We start from the raw sequence: 24,427 nt of genomic DNA on the forward strand, positions 1-24,427 counted from the left end.
CTAAGGATGAAGCAGCAGTGGCTAGAACGTAGCCGAACCGGGCGAAGCAAAGCCTGGGCCGCCAACGGCGCCGGGCCCTTCGCTTGGGCCTACGTAGCGGGTTTCGGCCGAAAAGCCCCACATGGCGAAGGCAATGGGAGATAGAAAAAATGCGAATAGATAATTGCCAATGCCATATTTCCCGTAGGATTTAGCCATGCCAACTACCATGGTAATAATCACATAGAGGTTGGCAATGGGAACGAGGAAAAGGACGATTTGCCACAGCGGCTTGCCGATAATCTCAAACATTACGATTATGTTGTAGATGGGGACCAGCGAAGCCCAGCCGGGCTTGCCAGCTTTCTCGAAAAGCTTCCATAAGCCGACGATAGAAAGCACGAGCAAAGCCATGTAAAACAGGCCACCGACGCCAGCCATGATTCCTGAGGATTGGTTATCCATAAAAAAGGGGAAAAGTGAGAAAAGGATTGACGCCGCCAAGATAGCGGAATAATATAAATTTCCAAGATTACAGAATTATTTCCAATAGGTTGTTACCTGCTTGATACGTAAGGATTCACTGGTGCCTAGCGTTGCGATTGCCTGAGTTGGGCGGTGCGCAGTGGGCTAGGTAATTATCTAAATTAGCTTTGTCTGAATGCGAATACTTGTTGTTTTCCTGCTGTGCCACCTGCTGTTGCTCGGGGGCGCTGGCTCGGTAGCCGCCGCGCCGCGGCCGCCCAAGAAGCCCGTGGCCGCCCCCGTGCTGCCCGATACGCTGGCCCAGCGCATTGAGCGCGCCTACTTCACGCTGAGCCGCATCAACGGGGCGGCCCGCCGCAGCGCCGACACCGACGACCTGAGCGACGACCTGCCCACGGTGGAGGAAAACCTCGAAACCATCCGCCAGAACCTCGAGCAGTACGGCGACGTGGTGGACGTGAAGCAGCTCCAGATGTACCGCGTGCTGCTGGCCGATATGCAGGAGAAGCTCGGTGCCTGGCGCACCACGCTGGCCGCCGGCAGCAAGCAGCTCACCGCCACCCAGGGCCGGCTCGATACGCTGGCCACCGACCTGTCGCCCACCATTGCCCAAACGCCCGCCACCGCCGCCATCGAGCGGGCGCTGGCTCGCCTGCGCACCAAGCAAGACCGCGCTACCGCCCTGCTGGCCCGCCGCCACCAAACCGTGACGGCCCTGCAAACGCGGGTGTCGGCTGCCTTCATCACAGGGCTGGAAATGCAGGACCTGGTGCGCGAGCAGATGGGCCGCTTTGGCCGCCGCAACAGCGAAGCTGAGTTGCCACCGCTGTGGCAGCCCGGCCGCATTGTGGCCGATGAGCAAACCACCGCGCTCGTGCGGCAGTCGTACGCCGCCCAGCGCTCGCTGGTGGGCTACTACTTCGCCGAGCACTGGGACTACTGGGTGTGGATGGTGCTGATGGCGCTGGGCTTCTTTGGCTGGGTGTTTCGCAACTACCGTTCCCTGCGCCAGGCGGCCGCCAAAGATACGGCCGTGGGTACGCCGGCCGCGCCGTTGGTGCTCACCGAGCACCGCCTGCACTACCTGCGGCCCGTGCCGGTGGCGGCGGCGCTGCTGGTCGTTTTCAGCCTGGCCCCGTTTTTTGACCTCCAGCCGCCCGCCACTTACACCGATTTACTGCAATTGCTACTGCTGCTCACGCTCACGGCGCTGGGCTGGCGCAGCTGGCCGCGGCCGCTGTTTTGGTACTGGCTGGCCATTGTGGTGGCCTTCTTCGTGCTCAATGTCACCTATTCCCAGCGGGCGCCGGGCCTGGGGGCCCGCTGGGCCATGCTGCTGCTCAACGCCGGGGCCGCCGCGCTGGGCGTGCGCTTCTGGCAGTACCTGCGGAAGAACCGCGTGCTGGCGGGCTTCGTGAAGCCCGTGGCGCTGCTGTTCGTGGGCCTGAACATCCTGGCCCTGCTGGCCAATGCCTACGGCCGGGTCAGCCTGGCCAAGATGTTTACCACCACGGCTATCTTCGGGCTCACGCATGTAGTGGCGCTGTCGGCGTTCGTGCGCATTGTTACGGAGGCTTTTTACCTGCAAGTGCAGCGCAGCCGGCAGGCGGGCGGACTAACCGGCCGCCTGGGCTTTGGCAAAATTGAGAGTGGCCTGCGCAAGGGCCTCACGGCCGTGGTGGGCGTGCTCTGGCTGATGCTGTTTACCACCAACCTCAATCTCTACAACCTCTTCTACCGCGTTATCGAGCACGTGCTCACCGCCTCGCACAAACTGGGCAGCACCACGTTCACGCTGGGCAGTGTGCTACTATTTTTCGGCATCATCTTCCTCACCATTCAGCTCCAGAAGTACGCGGGCTACTTCTTCGGCGAAACCGACGACGAGTTCAGTGTGGAGGCCGACCGCAAGGGTTCTTGGATGGTGGCCATCCGGCTGGCCATTCTGGCGGTAGGGCTGTTCATGGCCACGCTGGCCTCGGGCCTGCCGGTTGATAAAATCGCCATCGTGCTGGGGGCCCTGGGCGTGGGTATCGGCCTGGGCCTGCAGAATATTATCAACAACTTGGTGTCGGGCGTTATCCTCATTTTCGAGCGACCCTTCCAGGTGGGCGACTACATTGAGGTGAAGGGCCAGACCGGCCGGGTGAAGGACATCGGCATCCGGGCCAGCAAGCTCATCTCGCAGGCGGGCTCCGAAATCATCCTGCCTAATGGCGACCTGCTCAGCAACCACGTCATCAACTGGACGCTCAGCAACAACCACATCCGCACCGAGTTGGCCCTCAACCTGGGCCCCGAAATTGACCTCGATGAAGCCCGCCGCCTCATCAGCGAGGAGATTCTCAAAAACCCCAACACGCTGCACAAAATCGCTCCCGAAATTCTGCTCAACAGCGTCGCCACCACCGGCTACGACCTGCGCGCCCTGTTCTGGATAAACAACATCCGCCAGGAGCAAGCCCTGAAAAGTGAGCTGCTGGCTGGCATTTACCAGCGGCTTACGCAGGCCGGCATCGCCATGCGGTAAAGGCACACAGCCATGCAAGAAAACAAGACGATTACGCCTGCGGATTTGCATCAACTGCTGCTGCAATTGATAGGAAAAAAAGCGTGGCGCAGCCGGGCGGGTGAAGGCACGGGCTCTATTTTTACCTTGGAATTTGGCGCGGCATTGCCAGATGATGCTACCCAAGGAGAGCTTTCGCTCATGGTTTACTGCGCCTGGCGAGTCACGGAGCAAGACAAAATCTTGCTTAGCTGGCAAGATGATTCCGCCCAAGTAATTGCCCCCGGCTTGGCCGCTTTGATGGGATTAAGTGTAGCCGACATCACGCTCTCAGCTTGGCGGGACCTAACTATCAGCTTTACCAATGGGCGAAACCTTCAAATTATGAATGACTTTTCGCCGCATAAGGACTTTGACACAAGTTGGTTTATCAGCTATGGTAGCAAAGGCTACCATGTCGTAAAGCCAATTGGCCAAATAGAACTTCACACTACCTGAAGCAGTGTGCCACTGATTTAAAACGTTTCTTCTTTCTCCTAATGCCCCAAACAACTCCTGCTCCGCACCTCATCGACGGCAAGCAAACTGCCGAAGACATCAAAGTTGAAATCGCCGCCGAAGTAGTGAAAATCACCGCTACCGGTCAGCGCCCGCCGCACCTCGCCGCCATCCTCGTGGGCCACGATGGCGGCTCCGAAACCTACGTGCGCAACAAGGTGCTCGCCTGCGAGCGCGTAGGCTTCGCCAGCACGCTGCTGCGCTTCGAGGACGACATCACCGAGGCCGAGTTGCTGGCCCAGGTGGCCGCGCTCAACGAAGACCCGGCCATCGACGGCTTCATCGTGCAGCTGCCCTTGCCCAAGCACATCGACGCCGAGAAAGTCATCGAAGCCATCCGCCCCGAGAAGGACGTGGACGGCTTTCACCCCATGAACCTGGGCCGCATGGTGGCTGGCCTGCCCGCGCTGCTGCCCGCCACGCCCTCTGGCATTGTGGAGCTGATGGCCCGCCAGGGCATCAAAACCAGCGGCCAGCACGCCGTAGTTATCGGCCGCAGTAACATTGTGGGTACGCCAGTTAGTATATTGCTAGCCAAGAACTTGGAGAATGCTAACTGCACCGTTACTTTATGTCACTCGCGCACCAAAAACCTGGCTGAAATCGTGCGCCAGGCCGACATCATCGTGGCCGCCATCGGCCGGCCCGAGTTCGTAACGGCCGACATGGTGAAGCCCGGCGCGGTAGTTATCGACGTGGGCACCACCCGCGTCACCGATGCCAACAAGAAGTCGGGCTACAGCCTGAAGGGCGACGTCAACTTTGCTGAAGTAGCCCCGCTGGCCTCGCGTATCACGCCCGTGCCGGGCGGCGTGGGCCCCATGACCATCGCCATGCTGCTGCTCAACACGCTGCGCGCCGCCAAGGGCGACGTGTATCCGAAATAGAAGGTAGCGTGGACTCTGCGAGTCCGCGCGTGGTATCGTTGCACAACGTTGTCACGCGCGGACTCGCAGAGTCCACGCTACGTTTCGTAAATTTGAGTGACCGGAACCCCCGGTCGCGCCTTGGGCGTTGACGTAAGTCGCGCCCTTTTTTATGTTGCTTATGTCTGCTGTTACCGATTTTCTGACCGCGCTCCCTATTCTGCAAGGGGATGTTGCTGCTTCAACTCTTCCTGTAATGGAGCAGTTCTATACTATTCAGGGTGAAGGATTTAATACTGGACGAGCAGCCTACTTTATTCGTCTTGGGGGCTGCGACGTAGGCTGCGTGTGGTGCGACGTGAAGGAGTCGTGGGATGCCGATGCCCACCCGCGCCAGGCCATCCCGGCCCTGGTAGCCGCCGCCAGCGAGTACCCCGGCCGTAACGTCGTAATCACCGGCGGCGAGCCGCTGATGCACAATTGTGGCCCGCTCACCAAGGCCCTGCAAACGGCCGGTTTCCAGACCTGGATTGAAACCAGCGGTGCTCACCCGCTCTCCGGCAACTGGGACTGGATATGCGTGTCGCCCAAGAAGTTCAAGGCCCCGCTACCCGAAGTGCTGGCCCACGCCGACGAGTTGAAAATCATCGTCTTTAATGACAGTGACTTTGCCTGGGCCGAGGAGCACGCCGCCCTGGTGCCGGCCACCACGCGCCTCTACCTCCAGCCTGAGTGGAGCCGCGCCGCCCGCATGACGCCCGCCCTCATCGACTACGTGAAGGCCCATCCGCGCTGGCAGGTGTCGCTCCAAACTCACAAATACCTCGACATTCCGTAGCCTTATTGCGGGTTGCGCGTACACTAGAACGTCATGCCGGGCCTGCCGAAGCCACTCGCGTGCAGCAAGGATTTTAACCGTTCAGCGGTTGGTTTTGCTACGCTACGCGAGATGCTGCGGCAGGCTTAGCATGACGTTGTTTTTTGATTGGCTACCAGACCTCTACTCTTCCATGCTGCAAAAACTTCTGCTGGGCCTTGGCCTGGTTAGCTGCCTGGCCACCGCGCCCGTGCTGGCCCAACAAGCGCCGCCCGCCATTACCGATGGCAAGGCGCGCAACCTCTACGAAAAAGCGCAGAACCTGTACTACCGCGACCGCCAGCCCCAGCAGGCGCTACTGGTGTGGCAGCAGCTCACTGATAAGTACCCCGATTACGGCGACCCCTTCCTGCGCAAGGGCTCGCTGCTCACCATCCTGGGCGACCACCCCGGCGCGTTGCAAGCCTACAAAACCGGCCTTGGCAAGCTGCCCGTGGAGGCCGCCCGCGCCGGCGACTACCTCGTGCTGGGCAAGCTGGCCGGTGAGGTAGGCGACTACGCCACCATGCGCGCGGCTTACACCAACTACCTCAGTACCAGCCCTACCAATAAAAGCCAGGTGGCGCTGGCCAAGCTCCAGTTGCAAAACTGCGACTTTGCGGCTACCGCCATGGCGCACCCCACCGGGACCGTGCCCGAGCGCCTGGCCGCCCCGCTCAACCAGTTTCGCAGCCAGTACTTTCCGGTGCTCACGGCCGATAACAAGTCGTTGATTTTCACCACTCAGCGCACGCCCGAAAAGGTGGGCCAGGAAAACGAGGACGTCTTCATCAGCACCGTGGCTCCCGATGGCACGTTTGGCGCGCCGCAGTCGATTTCGCCGATTATCAACTCGCGGGAGAACGAGGGCACGGCCACTATCTCGGGCGATGGCAACACGCTGGTATTCACCAGCTGCGGGCGGGCGGGCGGCGTGGGCAACTGCGACCTCTACATCTCGCACCGGCGCGGTAGCCAGTGGACAGCCCCGCGCAACCTGGGCCTACTGGTCAATTCCAAGGCCTGGGACTCGCAGCCCTCGCTCTCGGCGGATGGGCGCACGCTCTACTTTGCGTCGCAGCGCGGCGGCGGCCTGGGTGGTTATGACTTGTACGTGAGTACGTTGGGCACCGATGCCAGCTGGAGCCAGGCCCGCAACCTGGGCGCACCCATCAATACGGCCGGCGACGACCTGGCGCCCTTCATCCACGCCAGCGGCACTACGCTCTACTACGCTACCAACGGCCTGGTGGGCCTGGGCAGCAGCGACATCTTTCGCGCCGAGCTCGATGCCAAGGGCCAGTGGGGCGCCCCGCGCAACCTGGGCTACCCGCTCAATACCTTCGCCAACGAGGCGTCGTTGTTCATTTCCTCCGACAACAAGCGCCTCTATTGCACCCGCGCCGAGCCTGGCCGACCGGGCGAGCCGGCGGGCATTACGCCGCCTATCGTGCTCTATGGCAGCGAAGTACCGGCCAGCGTGCGGGCCCGCGAAACCAGCACCTACACCCAGGGCCGCGTATTCGACGCCCTCACCAAGCAGCCGCTCAACGCCATGGTGCAGCTCTTCGACCTCGGTACCAACGCCCTCACCCAGCAAGTGTACTCCGATGCCGAAACTGGCCAGTACACGGCCGTGCTCAACGAGGGCCGGGCCTACGCCATGTACGCCAGCGCCCCGGGCTATCTACTTAAAAGCCTGAGTTTTGACTACTCGGTGCCGCAAAAATTTGACCCGCTCACGCTCGATATTTACCTCGACCCCGCCAAGAGCGGCCGCAGCGCGGTGCTCAACAACCTGTTTTTCGACTCCAACCAAGCCGTGCTCAAGCCCCGCTCGCGCACCGAGCTCGACCGCCTGGTCGATTTCCTGCGCCAAGACACCGCCCTGCGCGTGGAAGTAGCCGGCCACACCGACAACGTGGGCAAGCCCGCCGACAATCTGGCTCTAAGCCAGCGCCGCGCCCAGGCCGTGCTCACCTACCTCACCGGCCACGGCGTGCCCGCCAGCCGCCTCCGGGCCCATGGTTACGGGGCCGCCAAGCCCTTGGTGGCCAACGATTCGGAAACCCACCGCGCCCAAAACCGTCGAATTGAGCTGCAAATTCTATAAAAAGTGACCTTCAAGCAAAGCTTTAAACAGGTGCGAATACCGGCAAAATTCAGCTTTTCCACTTGAAGTAAGGCTTGAAGGAAGTGAAAATATAGTAGGACTAATTCAATAATAGCTAGTGCCCGCCGAAGTGCGGGCATTTTTTTTGAATCAAGGCTAGCTTTTTCTACAGAAAATAATAACCAGTAAATCAGTATTTTACACTTTTTCTAAAAAATATGTTGATTCAAAAAGTACTAAAACGACAAGGTTTTATCCAAAGCGAAAAATTAACGTAGGTTTGGAACAGTTCCGAGGGTCACCGCTACGGCGGCTGGCCCTTGGGCACCCAACCACTCACATTTTTCACCCCCAAACCTTTTTAGTATGAACAACCTGATTATTGCCGCCGCCTGCCTCACGGTCAGCCTCGCCGCCGTGGCCGCCGTGCCAGCTCACAAGAAGCAGCCGGGCGACGACTACCCCAAGTCCATCCAAGTGCGGGCTACTACGCTCACCCAGGCGCTGGCCCACCGCATTCACCTCAATGAGGCCCAGTATGTACGTATCAAGCGCCTGCACCTCCAGTACCTCAGCGAGCGCCGCGACCTGGAGCAGTCGCTGGCCAGTGCCCCCGCTGCCGACCGCGATACCAAGCTAGCCGCCGCCCAACTCAGCTACGAGCAGTCACTCAACGACCTGCTGCGCCCCGACCAGCGCGTGGCCTACCAGCAGCTGCGGGCCAACTTCACCGCCCACCGCCTCTAGATAGGTAATGATTTCTGCTCGCCGCCGATACAGTAGAAGCCTGTATCGGCGGCAACAGAAACGAGCACACGAGCCATGAAGAAAGTTGAATACCGGCTGCTGGATACTAACAACAGCATTTTTAAGGGTATTGACTATAAAGAGCTCAATGACCAACTAAACCGGCTGGGTAGCCAAGGCTGGGAGGTAGTATCGACCACTAGTATACTAGTAGGTGGCCAAACCACGAGCCTGCTCATCACCCTCAATCGCGAGTTGCCGGGGTAGGGCAGGGGCCAAAAAAAGCCAGCCTACCCGCGGGCAGACTGGCTGATTTGAAATCGAATGCTGACGCCCTAGCGGGCAGCCATGGGCACATAGTCGCGCTCGGTTTCGCCCACGTAAATCTGGCGGGGGCGGCCGATTGGCTCCTTGTTTTCGCGCATCTCTTTCCACTGGGCAATCCAGCCGGGAAGGCGGCCCAGGGCAAACATCACGGTGAACATCTCGGTCGGGATGCCGAGCGCCTTGTAGATGATGCCCGAGTAAAAGTCAACGTTCGGGTAGAGCTTGCGCTCGATGAAGTACTGGTCGGTGAGGGCAGCTTGCTCCAGTTCCTGGGCAATTTTTAGCAGCGGGCTTTCTTCCAGGCCCAGCGCTTTCAGTACCTCGTCGGCGGCTACTTTGATGATTTTGGCGCGCGGGTCGAAGTTCTTGTACACGCGGTGGCCGAAGCCCATAAGGCGAAACGAGTCGTTCTTATCCTTGGCCTTGGCGATGAACTTGCTGGTGTCGCCGCCATCCCTTTCGATAGCCTCCAGCATTTCGATTACCTCCTGGTTGGCACCGCCGTGCAGGGGACCCCACAGGGCGTTGATGCCCGCCGATACCGAGCCGTAGAGGCTGGCGTTGGCCGAGCCCACGAGGCGCACGGTGCTGGTCGAGCAGTTCTGCTCGTGGTCGGCGTGCAGGATGAGCAGCTTGTTGATGGCCGTCACCACTACCGGGTTGATTTCATACTTCTCGGTGGGGAAGCTGAACATCATGTACAGGAAGTTGGACGCGTAGTCGAGGTCGTTGCGCGGGTAGTTGAGCGGGTGGCCCACCGAGTTCTTGTACGTCCAGGCCGCAATGGTGCTCATCTTGGCCATGAGGCGCACGATGGTGAGGTCGATTTCCTCCGTGCTCTGGTTGGGGTTGATGCTCTCGGGGTAGAAGCCGGTGAGCGCGCAGGTGAGGCTGCTCAGGATGGCCATCGGGTGCGTGCTGCTTGGGAAGCCGTCGAAAATCTTCCGCATGTCCTCGTGCACCAGCGTGTGCTTGGTGATGTGGCCGCTAAAGTCTTTCAGTTCGGTTTCGGTGGGCAGGTGACCGTAGATGAGCAGGTAGGCTACTTCGAGAAAGCTCGATTTTTCGGCCAGCTGCTCAATCGGATAGCCGCGGTAGCGCAAAATGCCTTCCTCGCCGTCGAGAAAAGTGATGGCACTTTTGGTGGCGCCGGTGTTTTTGTAGCCCGAATCGAGGGTTACGTAGCCAGTAGCGTCGCGCAGCTTGCCAATATCAAAGGCTTTTTCGTGCTCGGTGCCCTCAAAGATGGGTAGGGTAATGGACTGGCCGCCCGGGAGGTTAAGTTCAGCAGTTTCTGCCATTGGTTGGGTAGGATGGGGAAGTGAATTAGCCGCTTATTTCGAGCGCGAAGCTACGGCCCAGGCGGTGAGCCGGGAAAGTTTTTCCTGGCAAATACCGGGCATACTACAATGCAGGCCCGGCGGAGGTTTCCGTAAGTAGCACAGTTTGGGCCCGCAAAGCACCCTGGCAACGTTTGCGGCGATTTTTACCAGTAATACGCGCCGCTGCTACTTACCGATGCAAAACTGGGTGAAAATGCTCGTCAGCAAGTCGTCGGAAGAAATTTCGCCCGTTATCTCACCCAGCGCCCCCAGCGCGTGGCGCAGGTCGGCGGCCAGCAGCTCGGTACCCCGCCCTTCGTCGAGTCCCTGGCGCACGGCCACCAGGTGCTCAGCGGTCCGCTCCAGGGCGCGGGCGTGGCGCACGTTGGTGACGATGGTGGCCGTGCCAGTGGTGGCCAGGCCCGCTCCGCGCACCTGGGCCAGCAAGGCCGCTTGCAGCTCGTCGAGCCCCTCGCGCGGCCCAGCCGCAATAACTTTCAAAGCGGACCCTTGAATTTTTAACTCGCTGAAAGCCACGAGTTGCTCGGGAGTAGCCAGGTCGCGCTTGTTGCCCACGGCCAGCACGGGTAGCTTAGGTAGGGCGGCGGTTAGCTCGGCAATATCAGCTTGCACCTCATTAGTGGTAAGCTCAGTAAGGTCAAATAGATACAGTAGTAGGGCCGCCTGGCCAATGCGCTCGCGGGTGCGGCGCACGCCAATGGCCTCGACCTCGTCGGCGGGGTTATCGCGCAGGCCGGCCGTATCCACAAAGCGGAACCGCAGGCCGTCGATGCTCACCTCATCCTCAATAAAATCGCGCGTAGTACCCGGAATAGCCGACACGATGGCACGCTCCTCGCGCAGCAGCGCGTTGAGCAGGGTGGACTTGCCGGCGTTGGGCCGGCCGGCAATCACGGTGGTGATGCCGTTCTTAATCACGTTGCCCAGCTCGAAGGAGCGCAGCAAGCCTTGCACTACGCCCGTAACCTCGGCCAGCAGTCGCGCCAACCCGGTACGGTCAGCAAATTCCACGTCTTCTTCGCCAAAATCCAGCTCTAATTCCAGCAAGGAGGCAAACTTCACGAGCTGCGTCCGCAGGCCCCGCAGCTCGTCCGAAAAGCCGCCGCGCAGCTGGTTGAGCGCCACCTGGTGGCTCAGGGCCGAGTCGGCGGCAATGAGGTCAGCCACGGCTTCAGCCTGGGCCAGGTCGAGCGCCCCGTTGAGAAAGGCGCGCTTCGTGAACTCACCGGCTTCGGCCAGGCGGGCACCCTGGCGTAGCAGCGCCGCCAGCACCTGGCGCACGATAAAATCGGAGCCGTGGCCCGAAATCTCCACCACGTCTTCGCGGGTGTAGGAGCGGGGGCCGCGGTAGAGCGCCACCACCACTTCGTCCAGCACCTGGGTGGTGCCGGGCTCGCGTAGGGTGCCGTAGTGCAGCGTGTGGCCGGGCTGGGTGGCCAGTTTTTTCTTCGAAAAAAGCGCCTGGGTGATGCTGATGGCCTCGGGCCCCGAGAGGCGAACTACCGCCAGCGCCCCCACACCGGGCGGGGTGGAGAGGGCCACAATGGTATCGGCGTAGCTGGCAGTAAGCATCAGGTGGTAAACAAGTTGCGACCTACTTCGGCCGAAATCAGGACGGTGCGCCCTTCGTTGATGCACAGTTCCAGAGAATTATCAAAGGCCACTTTATCCAGCACCCGCACTTGCGCGCCCAGCGGCAGGCCCACTTTGTCGAGGTATTGCAGGAAGGGCGGCGAGGTGTCTTTCACGGCGGCCAGGGTGCCGCACTCGCCCACGGCCAGCTCGGCCAGCAGGCGGTGGGCGGGGCGGCGCACCGCGCCATCCTCGGCCGGGATAGGGTCGCCGTGGGGGTCGAGGGTCGGGAAATTCAGAAACGCATCAAGCCGGCGCATAAGCAAGGGCGACTGCACGTGCTCCAGCTCCTCCGCTACGTCGTGCACCTCATCCCAGGTAAAGCCCAGCTGCTGCACCAAAAAGACCTCCCACAACCGATGCTTGCGCACGGTGAGCAGCGCAAGGCGGCGGCCTTCGGCCGTGAGGCGAACACCCTTATACTTCTCGTATTCAAGCAGCTCCTTCTCAGCCAGGCGGCGAAGCATGTCCGTGACCGAAGCGGCGCGGGTGCTGAGGCCCGCCGCAATGCGGTTGGTGCTCACATCCTGCCCCGGCTCAGCCTCGGCCAGCTTGTAGATGGTTTTGAGATAGTTTTCCTCGGTGTGGCTGGGCATTCTTTTTTAGCTGTTAGCCAATAGCTATTAGCTGTTAGCTTCTCAGTGAACGTCAGCTAACAGCTAATAGCTATTGGCTAACAGCTTAATAAACTACCATTTAATCAGCGCGGAGGCCCAGGTGAAGCCTGAGCCGAAGGCGGCCAGGCATACGAGGTCGCCGCGCTTGATGCGGCCCTCCTGCACGGCCTCGCTGAGGGCGATGGGAATGCTGGCGGCCGTGGTGTTGCCGTAGCGCTGGATGTTGCTGAATACCTTGTCGTCGGAGAGGCCCATTTTCTGCTGCACGTACTGCGTAATGCGCAGGTTGGCTTGGTGCGGAATGAGCAGGTCGATGTCGGCGGGCTGGTAGTTGTTCTGGTCGAGCGCCTCCTTGATAACCTGCGGGAAGCGCACCACGGCGTGCTTAAACACGTTCTGGCCGTTCATGTACGGATACATATCCTGCTCATTGGCAATGGCATAGTCCACGCGGCCCTCGCGATTGGAGCCCGGCTCCTTCACAATCAGCTCCTCGGCAAACTCGCCCTGCGCATGCAAGTGGGTGCTTAGAATACCATTGCCCTCAGTGCGCGCGGGGCGCAGAATAACGGCGCCCGCACCATCGCCGAAGATGACCGATACGGCCCGGCCGCGCATGCTCTTGTCGAGGCCCGAGGAGTGGATTTCGGAGCCAACCACGAGCACCGTATCGTACATGCCGGTGCGGATAAACTGGTCGGCCACCGACAGGCCGTAGATGAAGCCCGAACACTGGTTGCGCACGTCGAGGGCCGGCACGTTGCCAGTCATGCCCAGCTCGCGCTGCATGAGCACACCCGAGCCCGGAAAGAAGTAATCGGGTGATAACGTGGCGAATACAATAAGCTGTACATCGTCCACGGTGAGGCCGGCATTAGCCAGGGCGCGGCGGGCGGCTTCGGCCCCCATGTTGGCGGTGGTGTCCTTGCCTTCCTCAAACCAGCGCCGCTCCTGAATACCAGTGCGCTCCTGAATCCAGGCATCGGTGGTGGACATCAGCTCTTCAAGCTCGGCGTTTTTAACAACGCGGTCGGGGACGTAGTGGCCTACGCCGGCAATTTCGGCGTGGCGCAAAGTGGTAGGAGATGCCATGGAAAGGGAAAGCGTGAGGGTGGGCGGGGAGGAAGAGCGCTAAACGAGGCCAACGATAAGCCGGCCCGCAAATAAGAAAAATTTATTGGAAATAATTCGGCCGGCTGCCAGTCCGTTCCCATCCGGCTACGCGAAAGGGGGCGCAAAGGTCGGGCCTGGTAGAAGGCTTTCCAGCAAAATCCGTAATTTTTTGCCCTCGCCCATCCATTGCACCGCTTCGGCGGGCACGCCGGCGGGGTAAAAATGCGCTTGTGGTAGCGCCGCCACTACGGCCGCCGCGGCCCTGGCCGCATCGGTAAAATCTACAGCCAGGCCCGCCTTGTATTTAGTTAACTCGCTTTCCCACAATTGGTTATGTGGAATAATGATTGGCAGGCCGTGCGCCAGATACTCAAACAGCTTGGTGGGCCGGCAGCGCTCGGTGCTGGTATGAGGCCGGTAGGGCAGCAGCCCCAAGTGGCCGCGCCCAATTTCGGCCACAATGCGGCTATGCGGCACCAATTCAGCCCCACCAATGAGCGTGAGCCAGGCGCTTTCGGCAGCGGCTACCTGTTGTAGCTCAAGCAACAAGCCGGGCTGCTGACAAAAGCCAATAATAGTGAGCGTGGCCCCACCGGGCCGGGCGGCGCGCAACTGGCTCGCCAACTCAATGGCTTCCCACACCCCATTGAGCACCGAGATGGTACCCGAAAACAGCAGCCGCAGCGGCTCGGTGGGCGCGGGCAGCGGGCTGGCCGTGAGGGGCAATTGCTCGCCGGGGGCGGGCTGGTACTTGTTTTCGAGCAGCAGCACCTGGCTGGCTGGCAGCCGCTTCAGAAAGGGCAGCTCTGCGGCGTAGCTTTCTTCGGCTAGCAACACGGCCGCGGCCCGCGCCGCCGCCGCGCCCTCTACCCAGCGCAGGCCTGCCGCTAGGCCGCGCCTTAGCCAGCCGCGGTACACCTGCTGGGTGCCCACGTTGAGGGCGTAGTTTTCCCGAATGTCGTAGATGAACTGCCGGCCCCCGCCCAGCGCCCGCCACAGCAGCGTGAGCGGCAATAGCTCGGGCGCGTGCACAATGACCAGGCCGGGCCGCAGCGCCCGCAGCAGCCGCCAGTAGCGGCCCTGAGCAATCAGGCGATTCAAGCCCAGTCGGGAGCCCCAGAAAATGCGGTGCTGGCCTACCGACGGGCCGGTATCGGCCGCTGGTGTAGGCTTGGCGCTGCCGCTGGCACGCCCCGCCACGTGCACCTGCCAGCTGGGGTGGGCGCGCAGCGTTTCGGCAAACTTGCCCCGCATGCGGGTATCATCCACCGGCTTGAGGACGGAGGCGAGCAAAAGCCGCGTGGGAAGGGGTGAATCGGCCGGCATGGCGGGCGGGGCGCAGGAAAAGGCGGCCAATCGGCTAGCCTACCTGCCCCCAAAGATGCTAGTTTTGCCGGTAATTAACCTTCAAACGCTTTCCCCCATGGAAAATACGGAAATCAACCATAGCCCCGTGCTCGACCGCTTTGCCGCCCAGGAGGCCATCGAAGAGGCCTGGAACGACCGCACCCTGCTCGACCAGCCCGAAACCCGCGCCGCCATTGAGCACGTTATCGAAGACCTCGACAAAGGTAAGCTGCGCGTAGCCGAGCCCCCAACCGAAGAAGGCGGCGAGTGGAAAATCAACGAGTGGGTGAAGAAGGCCGTCATCCTCTACTTCCCCATCCGCCAGATGGCGACCCAGGAAGTCGGCCCTTTTGAGTTTCACGACAAAATGCTGCTCAAAACCGACTACGCCGGCCAAAAAGTGCGCGTAGTGCCGCCCGCTGTGGCCCGCTACGGGGCCTACCTAGCCCCCGGCGTCATCCTGATGCCCAGCTACACCAACATCGGCGCCTACGTGGGCGAGGGCACGATGGTAGACACCTGGGCCACCGTGGGCAGCTGCGCTCAGGTGGGCAAGCACGTGCACCTGAGCGGCGGCGTAGGCCTTGGCGGCGTGCTGGAGCCCGTGCAGGCCCAGCCCGTCATCATCGAAGATGGCGCGTTCATCGGCTCGCGTTGCATCCTGGTCGAGGGCTGCCGCATTGGCAAGGAGGCCGTGATTGGCGCGGGCGTGACCATCACCGGCAGCACCAAAATCATCGACGTAACCGGCGACGAGCCCAAGGAATACCGCGGCTACGTACCGCCCCGCTCGGTCGTTATTCCGGGCACTATTCCCAAGCAGTTTCCGGCCGGCGAATACCAGGTGCCGTGCGCCCTCATCATCGGCCAGCGCAAGCCCAGCACCGATTTGAAGACGAGCCTAAATGACGCATTGCGCGATTTCGGCGTGAGCGTTTAATGGACGCGTATTATTTTGATGACCCAGAAGAAGGGATAACTCGGGAAACGAGCCATCCCTTCTTTGTGTCGCACGCTACGGCCGACTTCTATTATAACTTAGGAGATGAGTTCTCGCCTTTTGGAAATGATGCGGGCGCTGATATGCTGTTTCACTTGCAGGATTGGTTTAGTGAGCGCTCCCAAGGCGAAGATGTAACAAGTTTTCTGCTGGATTTCCTTGAGGCTAACCATCCAGGTAATATCGATTACATAAATTTGAGAGATTTCGACCAACTAAATAAATTGGACGGAAGCAAGCAAATCTATTACGATGATATCGACCAGTTTATAATTGCCACGGCATTTGGGCAGTGTAAGATTTCCGGGGTAATTGATATCGACCTGTTTATAATGGCAGATAAAGCGTTATCGAGGCAGCATTATTTCGCTGAAAAAGCTGGACAAGAAGAAAGTAATGCTTGGCCATACGCAGCTCAGTATTTGCAGCGAATAGAAAGGATGCAAACAGACCTAAATACTATGGCAACAAAAAAGCCCGCTAATTAGCGGGCTTTTTTGTTAATCAGTAAAAGCGACAATTACGCCGCTACTGACTTGAGTTTTTCTCCAAACAGCGCTTTCACCTTATCCACTTTGGGCTTGGCTACAAACTGGCAGTAGGGCTCGTGGCCGTGCATGTTGAAGTAGTTCTGGTGGTAGTTCTCGGCGGCGTAGAACTCGGGGGCCGCCGTGATTTCCGTTACCACGGGGTTCGGAAAGGCGTGGCCGTCGTTGAGCTTCTGCTTGTATTCTTCGGCGAGTTGCTTTTGCTCGTCGTTGTGGTAGTAGATAACCGAGCGGTACTGGGTGCCGGTGTCGGCCCCCTGGCGGTTGAGGGTGGTAGGGTCGTGGGTTTTCCAGAAGATTTCCAGCAACTCCTTGTAGCTGATTACGGCTGGGTCGAAGGTGATGTCAATCACCTCGGCGTGGCCGGTCATGCCGCTGCATACTTCCTTGTAAGTCGGGTTTTTGTTGCGGCCGCCGGCGTAACCGGAAACTACTTTTTCTACACCCTTCAAATTTTGAAAAACGGCTTCGACGCACCAAAAGCAGCCGGCCCCAAACAATGCATGTTCCATAAATCGCAGATTTGCGCAGATTAAACTGATTTCGCTGATTCGTTGCCAGCGTGTAGTAGTAACGCAAATCGGAGCTGGACCGTTCGCGCTACTTCCGAAAACGGGGGGCTACTACCAGGTCCTTCGAGCCGGCGGTGTACTGGTAAAACCCTTCGCCCGACTTTACGCCCAGGCGGCCGGCCATTACCATGTTTACCAGCAGCGGGCAGGGCGCGTACTTGGGGTTGCCGAGGCCCTCGTGTAGCACCCGCAGGATGGCCAGGCACACATCGAGACCAATAAAATCGGCTAGCTGGAGCGGGCCCATGGGGTGGGCCATGCCTAGCTTCATCACCGTGTCAATCTCCGCCACGCCGGCCACGCCTTCGAAGAGGCTGATAATGGCTTCGTTAATCATGGGCATCAGGATGCGGTTGGCCACGAAGCCGGGATAGTCGTTGACCTCGGTGGGCGTTTTACCCAGCTGGCGCGACAGCTCCATCACGCGCGCCGTTACCTCGTCGGAAGTAGCGTAGCCGCGGATAACTTCCACCAGCTTCATCACCGGCACGGGATTCATGAAGTGCATGCCAATTACCTGCGCCGGGCGCTTGGTGACGGCCGCAATCTTGGTAATCGAAATCGACGACGTGTTGCTGGCCAGGATGGCCCCGGCCGGCGCGTGCTGGTCAAGGTCGCGAAAAATCTGGAGCTTGAGGTCCACGTTTTCGGTGGCGGCCTCCACTACCAACTCGGCATCGGCTACACCTTCGGCCACCGACGTAAACGTGCGGATGCGGCCCAGCGTGCTGGTTTTATCCTCTTCGCTTAGCGCGGCTTTGGCCACTTGGCGGTCGAGGTTTTTGGTGATGGTGGCCACGCCCCGGTCGAGGGCGGGCTGGTTGATATCGATGAGGGCGACGGCAAAGCCGTGCTGGGCAAAAACGTGGGCAATACCATTGCCCATGGTGCCCGAGCCAATAACGGCAACGTTCATTGGGTGGGAAGAAAAAGGGTAAAAGAAAGCAGCCGGCCCCAGGCCGGCACTGCGTAACAAAGCTACTGGCCCAGGAGGTTTTGGCCGGGCAACTAAAAAAAGTGTGCAAAATTTCATCCTTTTTTCAGCCGCACCGTACAAACCGCTTATAGGCCAAATGGCCTTCTTACTACTCTTTCACCCCTTCTTTCCTTTTCACTCATGGGTAACCTATTGTACGTCATCGCCGTCATTCTTATCATCATCTGGGCCCTCGGCTTCTTCGGGGTGATGGGTACGGGTATTCAGGGTAATAGCCTGATTCACATCTTGTTGGTAATTGCTATTATTGCCATTTTGCTGCGCGTTATCAGCGGCCGCAACCCGGTATAACTGGGCGCGTCGCATTCGTCTGAACACACAAAAACCCCCGCCGTGCACACGGCGGGGGTTTTTCTTTTGGCCAACGGCCGGCCGTTAGTGGCCGATGTTGAACAGGAAATTGAACCGGATGACCGGGTTCGGATAAATGCTGTTGTAGTTATCCTGAAAATTGTAGAGTACCACAATGTCAGCGGCGGCGCGGTTGCTTATCTGCGAGCGGTAGCCGATGCCGGCCAGCGGCGTTTGCACGGTGCGCGTGATAGTGCCGATGTACTGGTTGTACTGGTCCACGGCCAAAAACTGGGCCTTGGTAGACTCGTATTCGGCGTGGATGAAGAAGTTGTTGTACACCATGAACTGGGCAAATACTTTGGCCCCGAAGCTGCTGGTACTGATGCTGCTGCTGGGGCCGTTGCTGTAGTCCTGCCCGTAGTGGTTGTAGGCGTAGCTGATGCCAGGGCCGATGGAAAAGCGGTCCGTGACGCGGTAGCCAATGGCCGGCGAAATGCTGAAGTTGAAATTGCTGTACCCATAGAACGAGCTGTAGCCCAGCCCGATACCCGAATACACAAACAGCTTGGTGTACTGCTCAGCGTGTTGCTCAGCGGCTTTGCGCGCCTGCTCGCGGCCGGGTAGCTCCAGGCCCGAGGGGCTGTAGGGGCTCGGCTGCGCCTCGGCGGGCGTGGTTGGTGCCGGCGGCGTGTACGTGGGCCGGGTGGCTGGCGTGTACACCGGAATGGTGGGGGCCACATTGGCCGAGTCGGTGGTGACGGGGGCCGGAGCCGGACGTGGGGGTACTATGCCGCCCGGCACGGTATTAAGCGAGGGCTTACCTTGGGCTAGCACGCGGCCGGGGGCCAGCAAAGCCACGGCACCCAGCAAAAAGGGAAAGAGCAGACGTTTCATGAACGGAAATTAGCGGAAAGGCAAAAAGAAATAATGAAGAAGCCCAGTTGACTAGACGAAACCGCCAAAAGCGTCTGCTTAATTCCAGGTATTAAGCGAGTTGGTACATTTTCTGGCGCTGCGCTTTCAGCGTTTCATCGGCCAGGTATTCTTCGTAATTCATGCGGCGGTCGATGATGCCTTCGGGCGTGAGCTCGATGATGCGGTTGGCCACTGTTTCGATAAACTGCAAGTCGTGCGAAGCAAAGATGAGCGAGCCCTGGAAATCGCGCAGGGCGTTGTTCAGGGCCTGAATGCTCTCCAGGTCCAGGTGGTTCGTCGGGTCGTCGAGCACCAGCACGTTGCCGCTTTCGAGCATCATTTTGCTGAGCATGCAGCGCACTTTTTCGCCCCCGCTTAGCACGTTGGGCTTCTTCTGCGACTCTTCACCCGAGAACAGCATCCGGCCCAGCCAGCCGCGTACAAAGCTTTCGTCCTTCTCGGTCGAATACTGGCGCAGCCAGTCCACCAGGTTCATGTTATCAGCCTGGAAAAAGGCGCTGTTTTCTTTGGGGAAGTAGCTGGGCGTGATGGTAGTGCCCCATTCCGCCTTGCCCTTGTCTGGCGTAGCTTCCTTAAACAGGATGTCGAAGAGGAGGGAAGCCGCCCGGTCGTCGCGGCCCACAATGGCCACCTTGTCGCCCTTATCAAGCGTAAACGACACCTTTTTGAGCACCGAATGGCCGTCCACGGCTTTGCTCACGCCTTCCACGCTCAGCAACTGGTTGCCGGCTTCGCGCTCGGGCTTAAAGGCGATGTAAGGGTAGCGGCGCGATGAGGGCTTAATCTCTTCCAGGGTAAGCTTTTGCAGCAATTTCTGGCGGCTGGTGGCCTGCTTGCTCTTCGAGGCGTTGGCCGAGAAGCGGCGCACAAACTCTTCGAGTTCCTTGCGCTTGTCCTCCGTTTTCTTGTTCACGTCCTGGCGCTGGCGCAGGGCCAGCTGGCTGCTCTCGTACCAGAAGCCGTAGTTGCCGGGGTACATCGTGATTTTCGAGAAGTCCAGGTCCGCCATGTAGTTACACACGGCATCGAGGAAGTGGCGGTCGTGGCTCACCACGATTACCGTGTTCTGGAAACCGTCGAGGAAGTTTTCGAGCCAGAGCACGCTCTCGGCATCGAGGTTGTTGGTAGGCTCGTCGAGCAGCAGCACATCGGGGTTGCCAAACAGTGCCTGCGCCAGCAGCACCCGCACCTTTTCGCTGGCGCCGAGGTCCGACATCACCGAGTAGTGCTTGTCTTCGGTAATACCCAGACCACTAAGGAGTTCGGCCGCTTCGTAATCGGCGTTCCAGCCTTCGAGGTCAGCAAACTCGCCTTCCAGAATGGCGGCGCGCTCGCCGTCGGCGTCCGTGAAGTCGGCCTTGGCGTAGAGGGCATCCTTCTCGCTCATCACCGCCCACAGGCGCTGGTGGCCCTGAATCACGGTTTGCAGTACCTGCTGCTCGTCGTAAGCAAACTGGTTCTGGCGCAGCACCGCCAGGCGCTGGCCGGCCGGCAGCTCCACCGAGCCGGTATTGGGCTCCAACTCGCCCGACAAAATCTTCAAAAAGGTGGATTTGCCGGCCCCATTGGCCCCAATGAGGCCATAGCAGTTACCGGGCAAAAACTTCACCGTTACGTCTTCGAACAGTACCCGCTTGCCATAGCGCAAGCTCACGTTGGTCGTGGAAATCATCTAAGCCGGGATAAAAAACCAAAAAATCTTTGCAAAAATACGCCGCCGCGCGCCCTTGCCCTACTACAACGCCGCCGGCCCGTAAATTGTGCCCCTCGCGCCAGCACAACAACAGTTGCCCAAATGCAGTATAGAAGCCAGGGCTGCCTCGCGGTCCTTTCATTGCTTTTCCACTTCACACGCACTTTCTTATGGCCGCCCGTTCTGCCTCTTCTTCTAAAACCCCTACGCTCACCCCTGAGCAAAACGGCGTTCGCTTCGGCCTGGTAACCGGGGCGGTGCTGTGCGCCTATACCCTGGCCGCCGCGCTGCTCGGCTTTTTCTCGCGCATCGAAGCAGGCAGCCTCGACGTTGTTATCCTGATTCTCGGCTCGGTGCTGGCTATTCGCCACCTCAAGCAGCTGCGCGGCGACCAGATGCCCTATCTCGGTGGCTACGGCACGGGCATCATCACGGCCATGGTAGCCTCAGTTATCCTGGGATTGTTCTTTATTGTGCTCACGGCCATTATGCCTAAGTCGCTGGATTTGACGCAGGTGGAAAACCTCTTCGGCTTCGATTTGTCGGTAGTGGTGGCCTTCCTGGCCATTGCGCTGATGGGTACGATGTCGGGTGTTATTACCTCGCTCATCGCCATGCAGTACTACAAAGCCGATGTGGTTGACCCGCTGAAGGCTATGGAATAACCCACAAATTGGGAACAACAGATACGGGCTCTCTTCCACGTTGGAAGGGAGCCCGTATCTGTTTTAAATAACTAATTATCAGTTACTTATCGAAATCAGGTAGCGCAAATGGTACAAATTGCCCTACGTCGCCCCCGAAGCGGTGAATTTCGCGGATGATGGTGCTGCTCACGGCGGCCAGCGTGGGCGAGGTAATGAGAAACACCGTTTCCAGGCCGGGGCTGAGCTGGCGGTTAGCCTGCGCAATGGCGCTTTCATACTCAAAATCAAGCGTATTGCGCAAGCCGCGCAGCAGGTAGCGCGCCCCAGTTTCGCGGGCAAACTCGGTGGTGAGGCCTCGGTAGCTGCGCACCGACACGCGCGGCTCGTCCCGAAACAGGGCTTCTATTTGCTCCGTCATCCACGCTACCGGCAGGTGGCGCTGCTTGCTACTGTTGGTACCAATGGCAATGATGAGCTCATCAAACAGCGCCGCGCCGCGCCGCACCACATCGAGGTGCCCGTTGGTGAATGGGTCGAAGGAGCCGGGGAAAAGCGCAATTTTTTTCATGGCTTCGGGAGCATGCAAGCAGTTGAGAAGGGAGGCGAAGCTATTCGCAAAAAGCCAGGCTGAATAAATCGAAGTGCCGGTAATCAGCAACTTCATTTAAATAATAAAAATACTTGAGCCCAAACGGCCGGCTGCCAAAGCGCAAATTGCGCACGTAGGTACTCAGCAGCCCAAACGTGGCCGAGTCGCTGGTGAGCTCCCCCCAAATGGTTACGGGGTCCTGGTCGGGGTTCAAACCCAGCTCCTGCATCACCAGGATGGTGTAGTACACGGCATCCTCAGCCGTGCTGATGGTGAAGGAGTTACAGAACTCCACCTGGCTGCCCAGCACAACGGCTGTCAGTTCCTGGTCAATTAAATTGAGGTAAAGTTGGCGTGGGGCAGGACCGGGGCCGCGCTGGTGCAGCAGGCCGCCCAGCAGGGCTACCGCCTGCGGCAGCAGGCGGGCGCTGGGGCCGTGCACCGTGTGCAGCCACGCGGTGAGGCTGGCCGGCGCGGCAAATAAGCTTACCATATCGGTGGCCGGGGCCGGCAGGTGCAAGGTGTAGGCCAGGGCTTCTTCGGCAGGGGCCAGGGCCTGGTGTAGCGCTAGGTAAGTAGCCTCATCACCAGTGCGATACAGAGGCGCGGGCAGCAGCGGGCAGGCGCGCCCGGCCAGCGCCAGCCGTAGCCGGGCCCAGCCCGGCTGGCTTAGCAGCGGGTGCTGCGCGGCCACGGCGGGCAAGTCGGCCAGCGTAGCCAGCCCCACCTCGTCGAAGGCCACTATTTTATGGCGCGCAACATCCAGCGCGGCTACGCGCAGGCGGCCGGGGCCAGCCAGGGCATAGAGGTGGTAGGCCGTGGGGTTGTGGGCGTCGAAGGTGTCGTCGCGCAGGCTAAGGGTATCGAAGGCGGGCAGAGGAGAAGGCACGGACAAAAATAGGCCGCCCGGCGGCCCGGCGGCGCAAAGTGCCCCCGCCGGGCCCCAGCGGCGGCCCGCCGGAGCTAGGCGTCCAGCAAAATCTGGGGCACAAACACGTCGTCGGTACTAAGCAGGCCGCGTAGCACGGGGTGCACCTGGGCTAGCGGCAGGGCCAGCAGCTGGCGCGGCGTAAACCAGGCTAACTCCGTCAGCAATTGGTTGTTGGCCTCGTGCTCGGGGTCGTGGCCCAGGCGTGGGGTGGCGGCAGGGTCTTCAGCCAGCACCTCAAAGAAAATCTCCAGCGCTTGCAGCTCGCCGCGCCGAAACTCATGCAAATGCAACTGGCGGCCCACGCGCACGGCCAGGCCGGTTTCTTCGCTAAACTCACGGCGCAAGCCCGATTTCAGGCTTTCGCCAAAAGCCCAGCCGCCGCCCGGGGGCGACCAAAAAACGGCGTTGCCCGGTAGCAGGCCCCGGTGAGCAGCCAACAAGATGGCCCCGCCCCGCACCAGCACGCCGCCCACCCGCACGCGCACCATGCCCGCATAAGGCGTTAGTAAAGAATTGGTTGGTTCGTTGGTTGGGCTGGGCATAGGGTGGAAAAGGCAGGTAGTGCGTTGTCTTTACGCAAACCCGCCGGGCGCGGGTGCTTGGGCTGCTACCACCGGCCCCGCGCGCCGGGCCGCGCGCCGGGCCGCGCGCCGCGGCCGCCAGCGCCGCCAGCGGCTAGCCAAAAACATCAGTAAGCCCACGGCCAGCGCCGCCGCCGCCAGCGGCAGCAGCAGCGTAAAAACGGTGCCCACCACCGCCAGAATATTCTCCAGCGTAGCAAACAACGGGTTGGCCAGTCCGCCCGTGGTGGCCGTAGAGCCCGCTCGCAGCAGCGCCGTGCTGCCCTGCACCAGCCCCGCCGCGCCACCGCCCACGAGTATGCCCAGCGTCCAGCGCAGGGTGGGGTCGAGGTGGGTGAGCGAGGACGTCATTAGCAGTGTGCCCGCAGCGAATGAGGCGGGCGTGGTGAGCGTGTCGAGTAGGTGGTCGAACAGCGGTACGTAGTAGCCCGCCAGCTCGGCCACGGTAGCGGTGGCCAGCATCAGTAGGGCAGGCCAGGTACCCAGCCAGTCGAAGCCCGGCGAGGGGGGCAGCCAGCCCACCCGGTGCGCCACGCTGGCCGCCAGCAGCGGCACAAACACCCGAAAGCCGCTGCACGCGGCCAGCCCCAAGCCAAGCGCGCCGGCCACGAGGTACTGCATTGTCGATAGGTGTTCCATGGCAAAGGCCGCAAGGCAAAAGTGCGCCCGGAAGGTACACCCGGCCGGTATCTTTGAAGCACCTATGACTACCGCCACCCCCGAACCCATCGCCGACCTCGAAATCCGCATTCGCGAAAAGCTGAAGCGCCAGTACTTTATGCACCTCATCGGGGCCGACCTCACCCGCATCGAGCCCGGCCGCATTGAGGCTGAGTTAGACTTGGGCCAGCAGCACCAGCAGCAGCGCGGCTTTGCCCACGGCGGCCTGGTGGCCACCATGGCCGACCTGGCGGCAGGCTTCGCCGCCATCACGCTCGTGCCCGAGGGCTTCGGGGTGGTTACCTCTGACCTGAAGGTGAGCTACCTCAACCCCGGCGTGGGCCAGCGAATCAAAGCCGTCGGCTGGGTGTTGAAGGCTGGCCGGCGGTTGCATTTCTGCGAGGCTGAAGTGTGGTGCGACGACGTGCTCATTGCCAAGGCCTCGGCTACAATGGCGGTGATTGAGCCGGCGAGCTGAGAGGCAAG

26 protein-coding genes are annotated in these 24,427 nt (G+C 60.3%); 12 read left to right on the forward strand and 14 right to left on the reverse strand.

All coding sequences use genetic code 11. From position 1 onward, the window contains the following. Positions 1-21 precede the first annotated feature (21 nt). Positions 22-444, reverse strand: a complete 423-nt coding sequence (locus ACYVGC_RS09770; protein WP_460583636.1) for a DUF5684 domain-containing protein — start codon at positions 442-444, stop codon at positions 22-24. A 196-nt stretch (positions 445-640) separates the two neighbouring features. On the opposite strand from ACYVGC_RS09770, the gene ACYVGC_RS09775 reads away from it, so the two are divergent. The 7 genes from ACYVGC_RS09775 (at position 641) to ACYVGC_RS09805 (ending at position 8,381) form a co-directional block, all read left to right on the forward strand. Continuing rightward, positions 641-2,995 (forward strand): mechanosensitive ion channel family protein, encoded by a 2,355-nt coding sequence (locus ACYVGC_RS09775; RefSeq protein ID WP_460583637.1) that lies wholly within the window; start codon positions 641-643, stop codon positions 2,993-2,995. Positions 2,996-3,007: 12 nt separating this feature from the next. Next, on the forward strand, positions 3,008-3,472 hold the full coding sequence (locus ACYVGC_RS09780; RefSeq protein WP_460583638.1) for a hypothetical protein: 465 nt from the start codon (positions 3,008-3,010) through the stop codon (positions 3,470-3,472). A 41-nt stretch (positions 3,473-3,513) separates the two neighbouring features. Next, entirely contained in the window at positions 3,514-4,419 is a 906-nt protein-coding gene (folD, locus tag ACYVGC_RS09785; RefSeq protein WP_460583639.1) for a bifunctional 5,10-methylenetetrahydrofolate dehydrogenase/5,10-methenyltetrahydrofolate cyclohydrolase, read from the forward strand. A 160-nt stretch (positions 4,420-4,579) separates the two neighbouring features. Further along, on the forward strand, positions 4,580-5,236 hold the full coding sequence (locus tag ACYVGC_RS09790) for a 7-carboxy-7-deazaguanine synthase QueE (protein WP_460583640.1): 657 nt from the start codon (positions 4,580-4,582) through the stop codon (positions 5,234-5,236). Positions 5,237-5,408: 172 nt separating this feature from the next. Further along, a complete protein-coding gene (locus tag ACYVGC_RS09795) occupies positions 5,409-7,367 on the forward strand; it encodes an OmpA family protein (RefSeq protein ID WP_460583641.1) in 1,959 nt (652 codons plus the stop codon). Positions 7,368-7,733: 366 nt separating this feature from the next. Continuing rightward, on the forward strand, positions 7,734-8,114 hold the full coding sequence (locus ACYVGC_RS09800) for a hypothetical protein (protein ID WP_460583642.1): 381 nt from the start codon (positions 7,734-7,736) through the stop codon (positions 8,112-8,114). Positions 8,115-8,189: 75 nt separating this feature from the next. Beyond that, complete coding sequence (locus ACYVGC_RS09805) at positions 8,190-8,381, forward strand: DUF4177 domain-containing protein (protein ID WP_460583643.1); 192 nt, start codon at positions 8,190-8,192, stop codon at positions 8,379-8,381. Between the two features lie 68 nt (positions 8,382-8,449). Here the strand turns inward: ACYVGC_RS09805 and ACYVGC_RS09810 are convergent, their stop codons facing one another. The 5 genes from ACYVGC_RS09810 to ACYVGC_RS09830 form a co-directional block, all read right to left on the reverse strand. Then, positions 8,450-9,742, reverse strand: a complete 1,293-nt coding sequence (locus ACYVGC_RS09810) for a type II citrate synthase (protein WP_460583644.1) — start codon at positions 9,740-9,742, stop codon at positions 8,450-8,452. A 207-nt stretch (positions 9,743-9,949) separates the two neighbouring features. Then, positions 9,950-11,356 (reverse strand): tRNA modification GTPase, encoded by a 1,407-nt coding sequence (mnmE, locus tag ACYVGC_RS09815; protein WP_460583645.1) that lies wholly within the window; start codon positions 11,354-11,356, stop codon positions 9,950-9,952. Next, positions 11,356-12,012 carry a metal-dependent transcriptional regulator gene (locus tag ACYVGC_RS09820; protein WP_460583646.1) on the reverse strand — a complete coding sequence of 219 codons (657 nt, stop codon included), beginning with the start codon at positions 12,010-12,012 and terminating at the stop codon, positions 11,356-11,358. The genes mnmE and ACYVGC_RS09820 overlap by 1 nt, the downstream gene beginning before the upstream one ends. A gap of 93 nt (positions 12,013-12,105) precedes the next feature. Beyond that, a complete protein-coding gene (locus tag ACYVGC_RS09825) occupies positions 12,106-13,125 on the reverse strand; it encodes a 3-oxoacyl-ACP synthase III family protein (RefSeq protein ID WP_460583647.1) in 1,020 nt (339 codons plus the stop codon). A 126-nt stretch (positions 13,126-13,251) separates the two neighbouring features. Beyond that, positions 13,252-14,439: a glycosyltransferase family protein gene (locus tag ACYVGC_RS09830; RefSeq protein WP_460583648.1), complete on the reverse strand. Its 1,188-nt coding sequence runs from the start codon at positions 14,437-14,439 to the stop codon at positions 13,252-13,254. A gap of 130 nt (positions 14,440-14,569) precedes the next feature. Between ACYVGC_RS09830 and ACYVGC_RS09835 the strand changes: the two genes are divergently transcribed. Continuing rightward, positions 14,570-15,433 carry a 2,3,4,5-tetrahydropyridine-2,6-dicarboxylate N-succinyltransferase gene (locus ACYVGC_RS09835; protein ID WP_460583649.1) on the forward strand — a complete coding sequence of 288 codons (864 nt, stop codon included), beginning with the start codon at positions 14,570-14,572 and terminating at the stop codon, positions 15,431-15,433. 65 nt (positions 15,434-15,498) lie between these two features. Continuing rightward, positions 15,499-15,981 carry a hypothetical protein gene (locus ACYVGC_RS09840; protein ID WP_460583650.1) on the forward strand — a complete coding sequence of 161 codons (483 nt, stop codon included), beginning with the start codon at positions 15,499-15,501 and terminating at the stop codon, positions 15,979-15,981. 32 nt (positions 15,982-16,013) lie between these two features. Here the strand turns inward: ACYVGC_RS09840 and msrA are convergent, their stop codons facing one another. Then, positions 16,014-16,553, reverse strand: coding sequence for a peptide-methionine (S)-S-oxide reductase (msrA, locus tag ACYVGC_RS09845; RefSeq protein ID WP_460583651.1), 540 nt, complete (start codon positions 16,551-16,553; stop codon positions 16,014-16,016). Positions 16,554-16,641: 88 nt separating this feature from the next. Continuing rightward, positions 16,642-17,529 (reverse strand): 3-hydroxybutyryl-CoA dehydrogenase, encoded by an 888-nt coding sequence (locus ACYVGC_RS09850; protein WP_460583652.1) that lies wholly within the window; start codon positions 17,527-17,529, stop codon positions 16,642-16,644. A 201-nt stretch (positions 17,530-17,730) separates the two neighbouring features. On the opposite strand from ACYVGC_RS09850, the gene ACYVGC_RS09855 reads away from it, so the two are divergent. Next, positions 17,731-17,901: a lmo0937 family membrane protein gene (locus ACYVGC_RS09855; protein WP_460583653.1), complete on the forward strand. Its 171-nt coding sequence runs from the start codon at positions 17,731-17,733 to the stop codon at positions 17,899-17,901. An 84-nt stretch (positions 17,902-17,985) separates the two neighbouring features. On the opposite strand, the gene ACYVGC_RS09860 is transcribed toward ACYVGC_RS09855, so the two are convergent. Both ACYVGC_RS09860 and ACYVGC_RS09865 read right to left on the reverse strand, forming a co-directional pair. Then, the gene (locus tag ACYVGC_RS09860) at positions 17,986-18,798 is read right to left on the reverse strand and encodes an outer membrane protein (protein WP_460583654.1); all 813 of its coding nucleotides are present in this window, start codon (positions 18,796-18,798) and stop codon (positions 17,986-17,988) included. A gap of 91 nt (positions 18,799-18,889) precedes the next feature. Further along, a complete protein-coding gene (locus ACYVGC_RS09865; protein ID WP_460583655.1) occupies positions 18,890-20,512 on the reverse strand; it encodes an ABC-F family ATP-binding cassette domain-containing protein in 1,623 nt (540 codons plus the stop codon). 191 nt (positions 20,513-20,703) lie between these two features. On the opposite strand from ACYVGC_RS09865, the gene ACYVGC_RS09870 reads away from it, so the two are divergent. Continuing rightward, on the forward strand, positions 20,704-21,198 hold the full coding sequence (locus ACYVGC_RS09870) for a hypothetical protein (RefSeq protein ID WP_460583656.1): 495 nt from the start codon (positions 20,704-20,706) through the stop codon (positions 21,196-21,198). An 82-nt stretch (positions 21,199-21,280) separates the two neighbouring features. Here ACYVGC_RS09870 and coaD read toward each other — a convergent pair whose 3' ends face one another. The 4 genes from coaD to ACYVGC_RS09890 form a co-directional block, all read right to left on the reverse strand. Next, a complete protein-coding gene (coaD, locus tag ACYVGC_RS09875; RefSeq protein WP_460583657.1) occupies positions 21,281-21,748 on the reverse strand; it encodes a pantetheine-phosphate adenylyltransferase in 468 nt (155 codons plus the stop codon). Between the two features lie 40 nt (positions 21,749-21,788). Then, positions 21,789-22,658 carry a DUF3822 family protein gene (locus tag ACYVGC_RS09880; RefSeq protein ID WP_460583658.1) on the reverse strand — a complete coding sequence of 290 codons (870 nt, stop codon included), beginning with the start codon at positions 22,656-22,658 and terminating at the stop codon, positions 21,789-21,791. Positions 22,659-22,732: 74 nt separating this feature from the next. Then, positions 22,733-23,242, reverse strand: a complete 510-nt coding sequence (locus tag ACYVGC_RS09885) for an NUDIX hydrolase (protein WP_460583659.1) — start codon at positions 23,240-23,242, stop codon at positions 22,733-22,735. 30 nt (positions 23,243-23,272) lie between these two features. Further along, positions 23,273-23,920, reverse strand: coding sequence for a DUF4126 domain-containing protein (locus ACYVGC_RS09890; RefSeq protein WP_460583660.1), 648 nt, complete (start codon positions 23,918-23,920; stop codon positions 23,273-23,275). A gap of 64 nt (positions 23,921-23,984) precedes the next feature. Here ACYVGC_RS09890 and ACYVGC_RS09895 point away from each other — a divergent pair, with 64 nt between their 5' ends. Further along, the gene (locus tag ACYVGC_RS09895) at positions 23,985-24,419 is read left to right on the forward strand and encodes a PaaI family thioesterase (protein WP_460583661.1); all 435 of its coding nucleotides are present in this window, start codon (positions 23,985-23,987) and stop codon (positions 24,417-24,419) included. The last annotated feature ends 8 nt before the right edge of the window (positions 24,420-24,427 follow it).

This window comes from Hymenobacter arcticus (assembly GCF_054779975.1).

Coding starts and splice junctions, on each gene's coding strand:
- ACYVGC_RS09825 (WP_460583647.1), bottom strand. CDS start 13,125: ATGGCATCTCCTACCACTTTGCGCCACGCCGAAATTGCCGGCGTAGGC.
- msrA (WP_460583651.1), bottom strand. CDS start 16,553: ATGGAACATGCATTGTTTGGGGCCGGCTGCTTTTGGTGCGTCGAAGCC.
- ACYVGC_RS09885 (WP_460583659.1), bottom strand. CDS start 23,242: ATGCCCAGCCCAACCAACGAACCAACCAATTCTTTACTAACGCCTTAT.
- ACYVGC_RS09775 (WP_460583637.1), top strand. CDS start 641: ATGCGAATACTTGTTGTTTTCCTGCTGTGCCACCTGCTGTTGCTCGGG.
- ACYVGC_RS09820 (WP_460583646.1), bottom strand. CDS start 12,012: ATGCCCAGCCACACCGAGGAAAACTATCTCAAAACCATCTACAAGCTG.
- ACYVGC_RS09780 (WP_460583638.1), top strand. CDS start 3,008: ATGCAAGAAAACAAGACGATTACGCCTGCGGATTTGCATCAACTGCTG.
- ACYVGC_RS09850 (WP_460583652.1), bottom strand. CDS start 17,529: ATGAACGTTGCCGTTATTGGCTCGGGCACCATGGGCAATGGTATTGCC.
- ACYVGC_RS09865 (WP_460583655.1), bottom strand. CDS start 20,512: ATGATTTCCACGACCAACGTGAGCTTGCGCTATGGCAAGCGGGTACTG.
- ACYVGC_RS09795 (WP_460583641.1), top strand. CDS start 5,409: ATGCTGCAAAAACTTCTGCTGGGCCTTGGCCTGGTTAGCTGCCTGGCC.
- folD (WP_460583639.1), top strand. CDS start 3,514: ATGCCCCAAACAACTCCTGCTCCGCACCTCATCGACGGCAAGCAAACT.
- ACYVGC_RS09805 (WP_460583643.1), top strand. CDS start 8,190: ATGAAGAAAGTTGAATACCGGCTGCTGGATACTAACAACAGCATTTTT.
- ACYVGC_RS09790 (WP_460583640.1), top strand. CDS start 4,580: ATGTCTGCTGTTACCGATTTTCTGACCGCGCTCCCTATTCTGCAAGGG.
- ACYVGC_RS09870 (WP_460583656.1), top strand. CDS start 20,704: ATGGCCGCCCGTTCTGCCTCTTCTTCTAAAACCCCTACGCTCACCCCT.
- coaD (WP_460583657.1), bottom strand. CDS start 21,748: ATGAAAAAAATTGCGCTTTTCCCCGGCTCCTTCGACCCATTCACCAAC.
- ACYVGC_RS09895 (WP_460583661.1), top strand. CDS start 23,985: ATGACTACCGCCACCCCCGAACCCATCGCCGACCTCGAAATCCGCATT.
- ACYVGC_RS09860 (WP_460583654.1), bottom strand. CDS start 18,798: ATGAAACGTCTGCTCTTTCCCTTTTTGCTGGGTGCCGTGGCTTTGCTG.
- ACYVGC_RS09800 (WP_460583642.1), top strand. CDS start 7,734: ATGAACAACCTGATTATTGCCGCCGCCTGCCTCACGGTCAGCCTCGCC.
- ACYVGC_RS09770 (WP_460583636.1), bottom strand. CDS start 444: ATGGATAACCAATCCTCAGGAATCATGGCTGGCGTCGGTGGCCTGTTT.
- ACYVGC_RS09890 (WP_460583660.1), bottom strand. CDS start 23,920: ATGGAACACCTATCGACAATGCAGTACCTCGTGGCCGGCGCGCTTGGC.
- ACYVGC_RS09855 (WP_460583653.1), top strand. CDS start 17,731: ATGGGTAACCTATTGTACGTCATCGCCGTCATTCTTATCATCATCTGG.
- ACYVGC_RS09835 (WP_460583649.1), top strand. CDS start 14,570: ATGGAAAATACGGAAATCAACCATAGCCCCGTGCTCGACCGCTTTGCC.
- mnmE (WP_460583645.1), bottom strand. CDS start 11,356: ATGCTTACTGCCAGCTACGCCGATACCATTGTGGCCCTCTCCACCCCG.
- ACYVGC_RS09810 (WP_460583644.1), bottom strand. CDS start 9,742: ATGGCAGAAACTGCTGAACTTAACCTCCCGGGCGGCCAGTCCATTACC.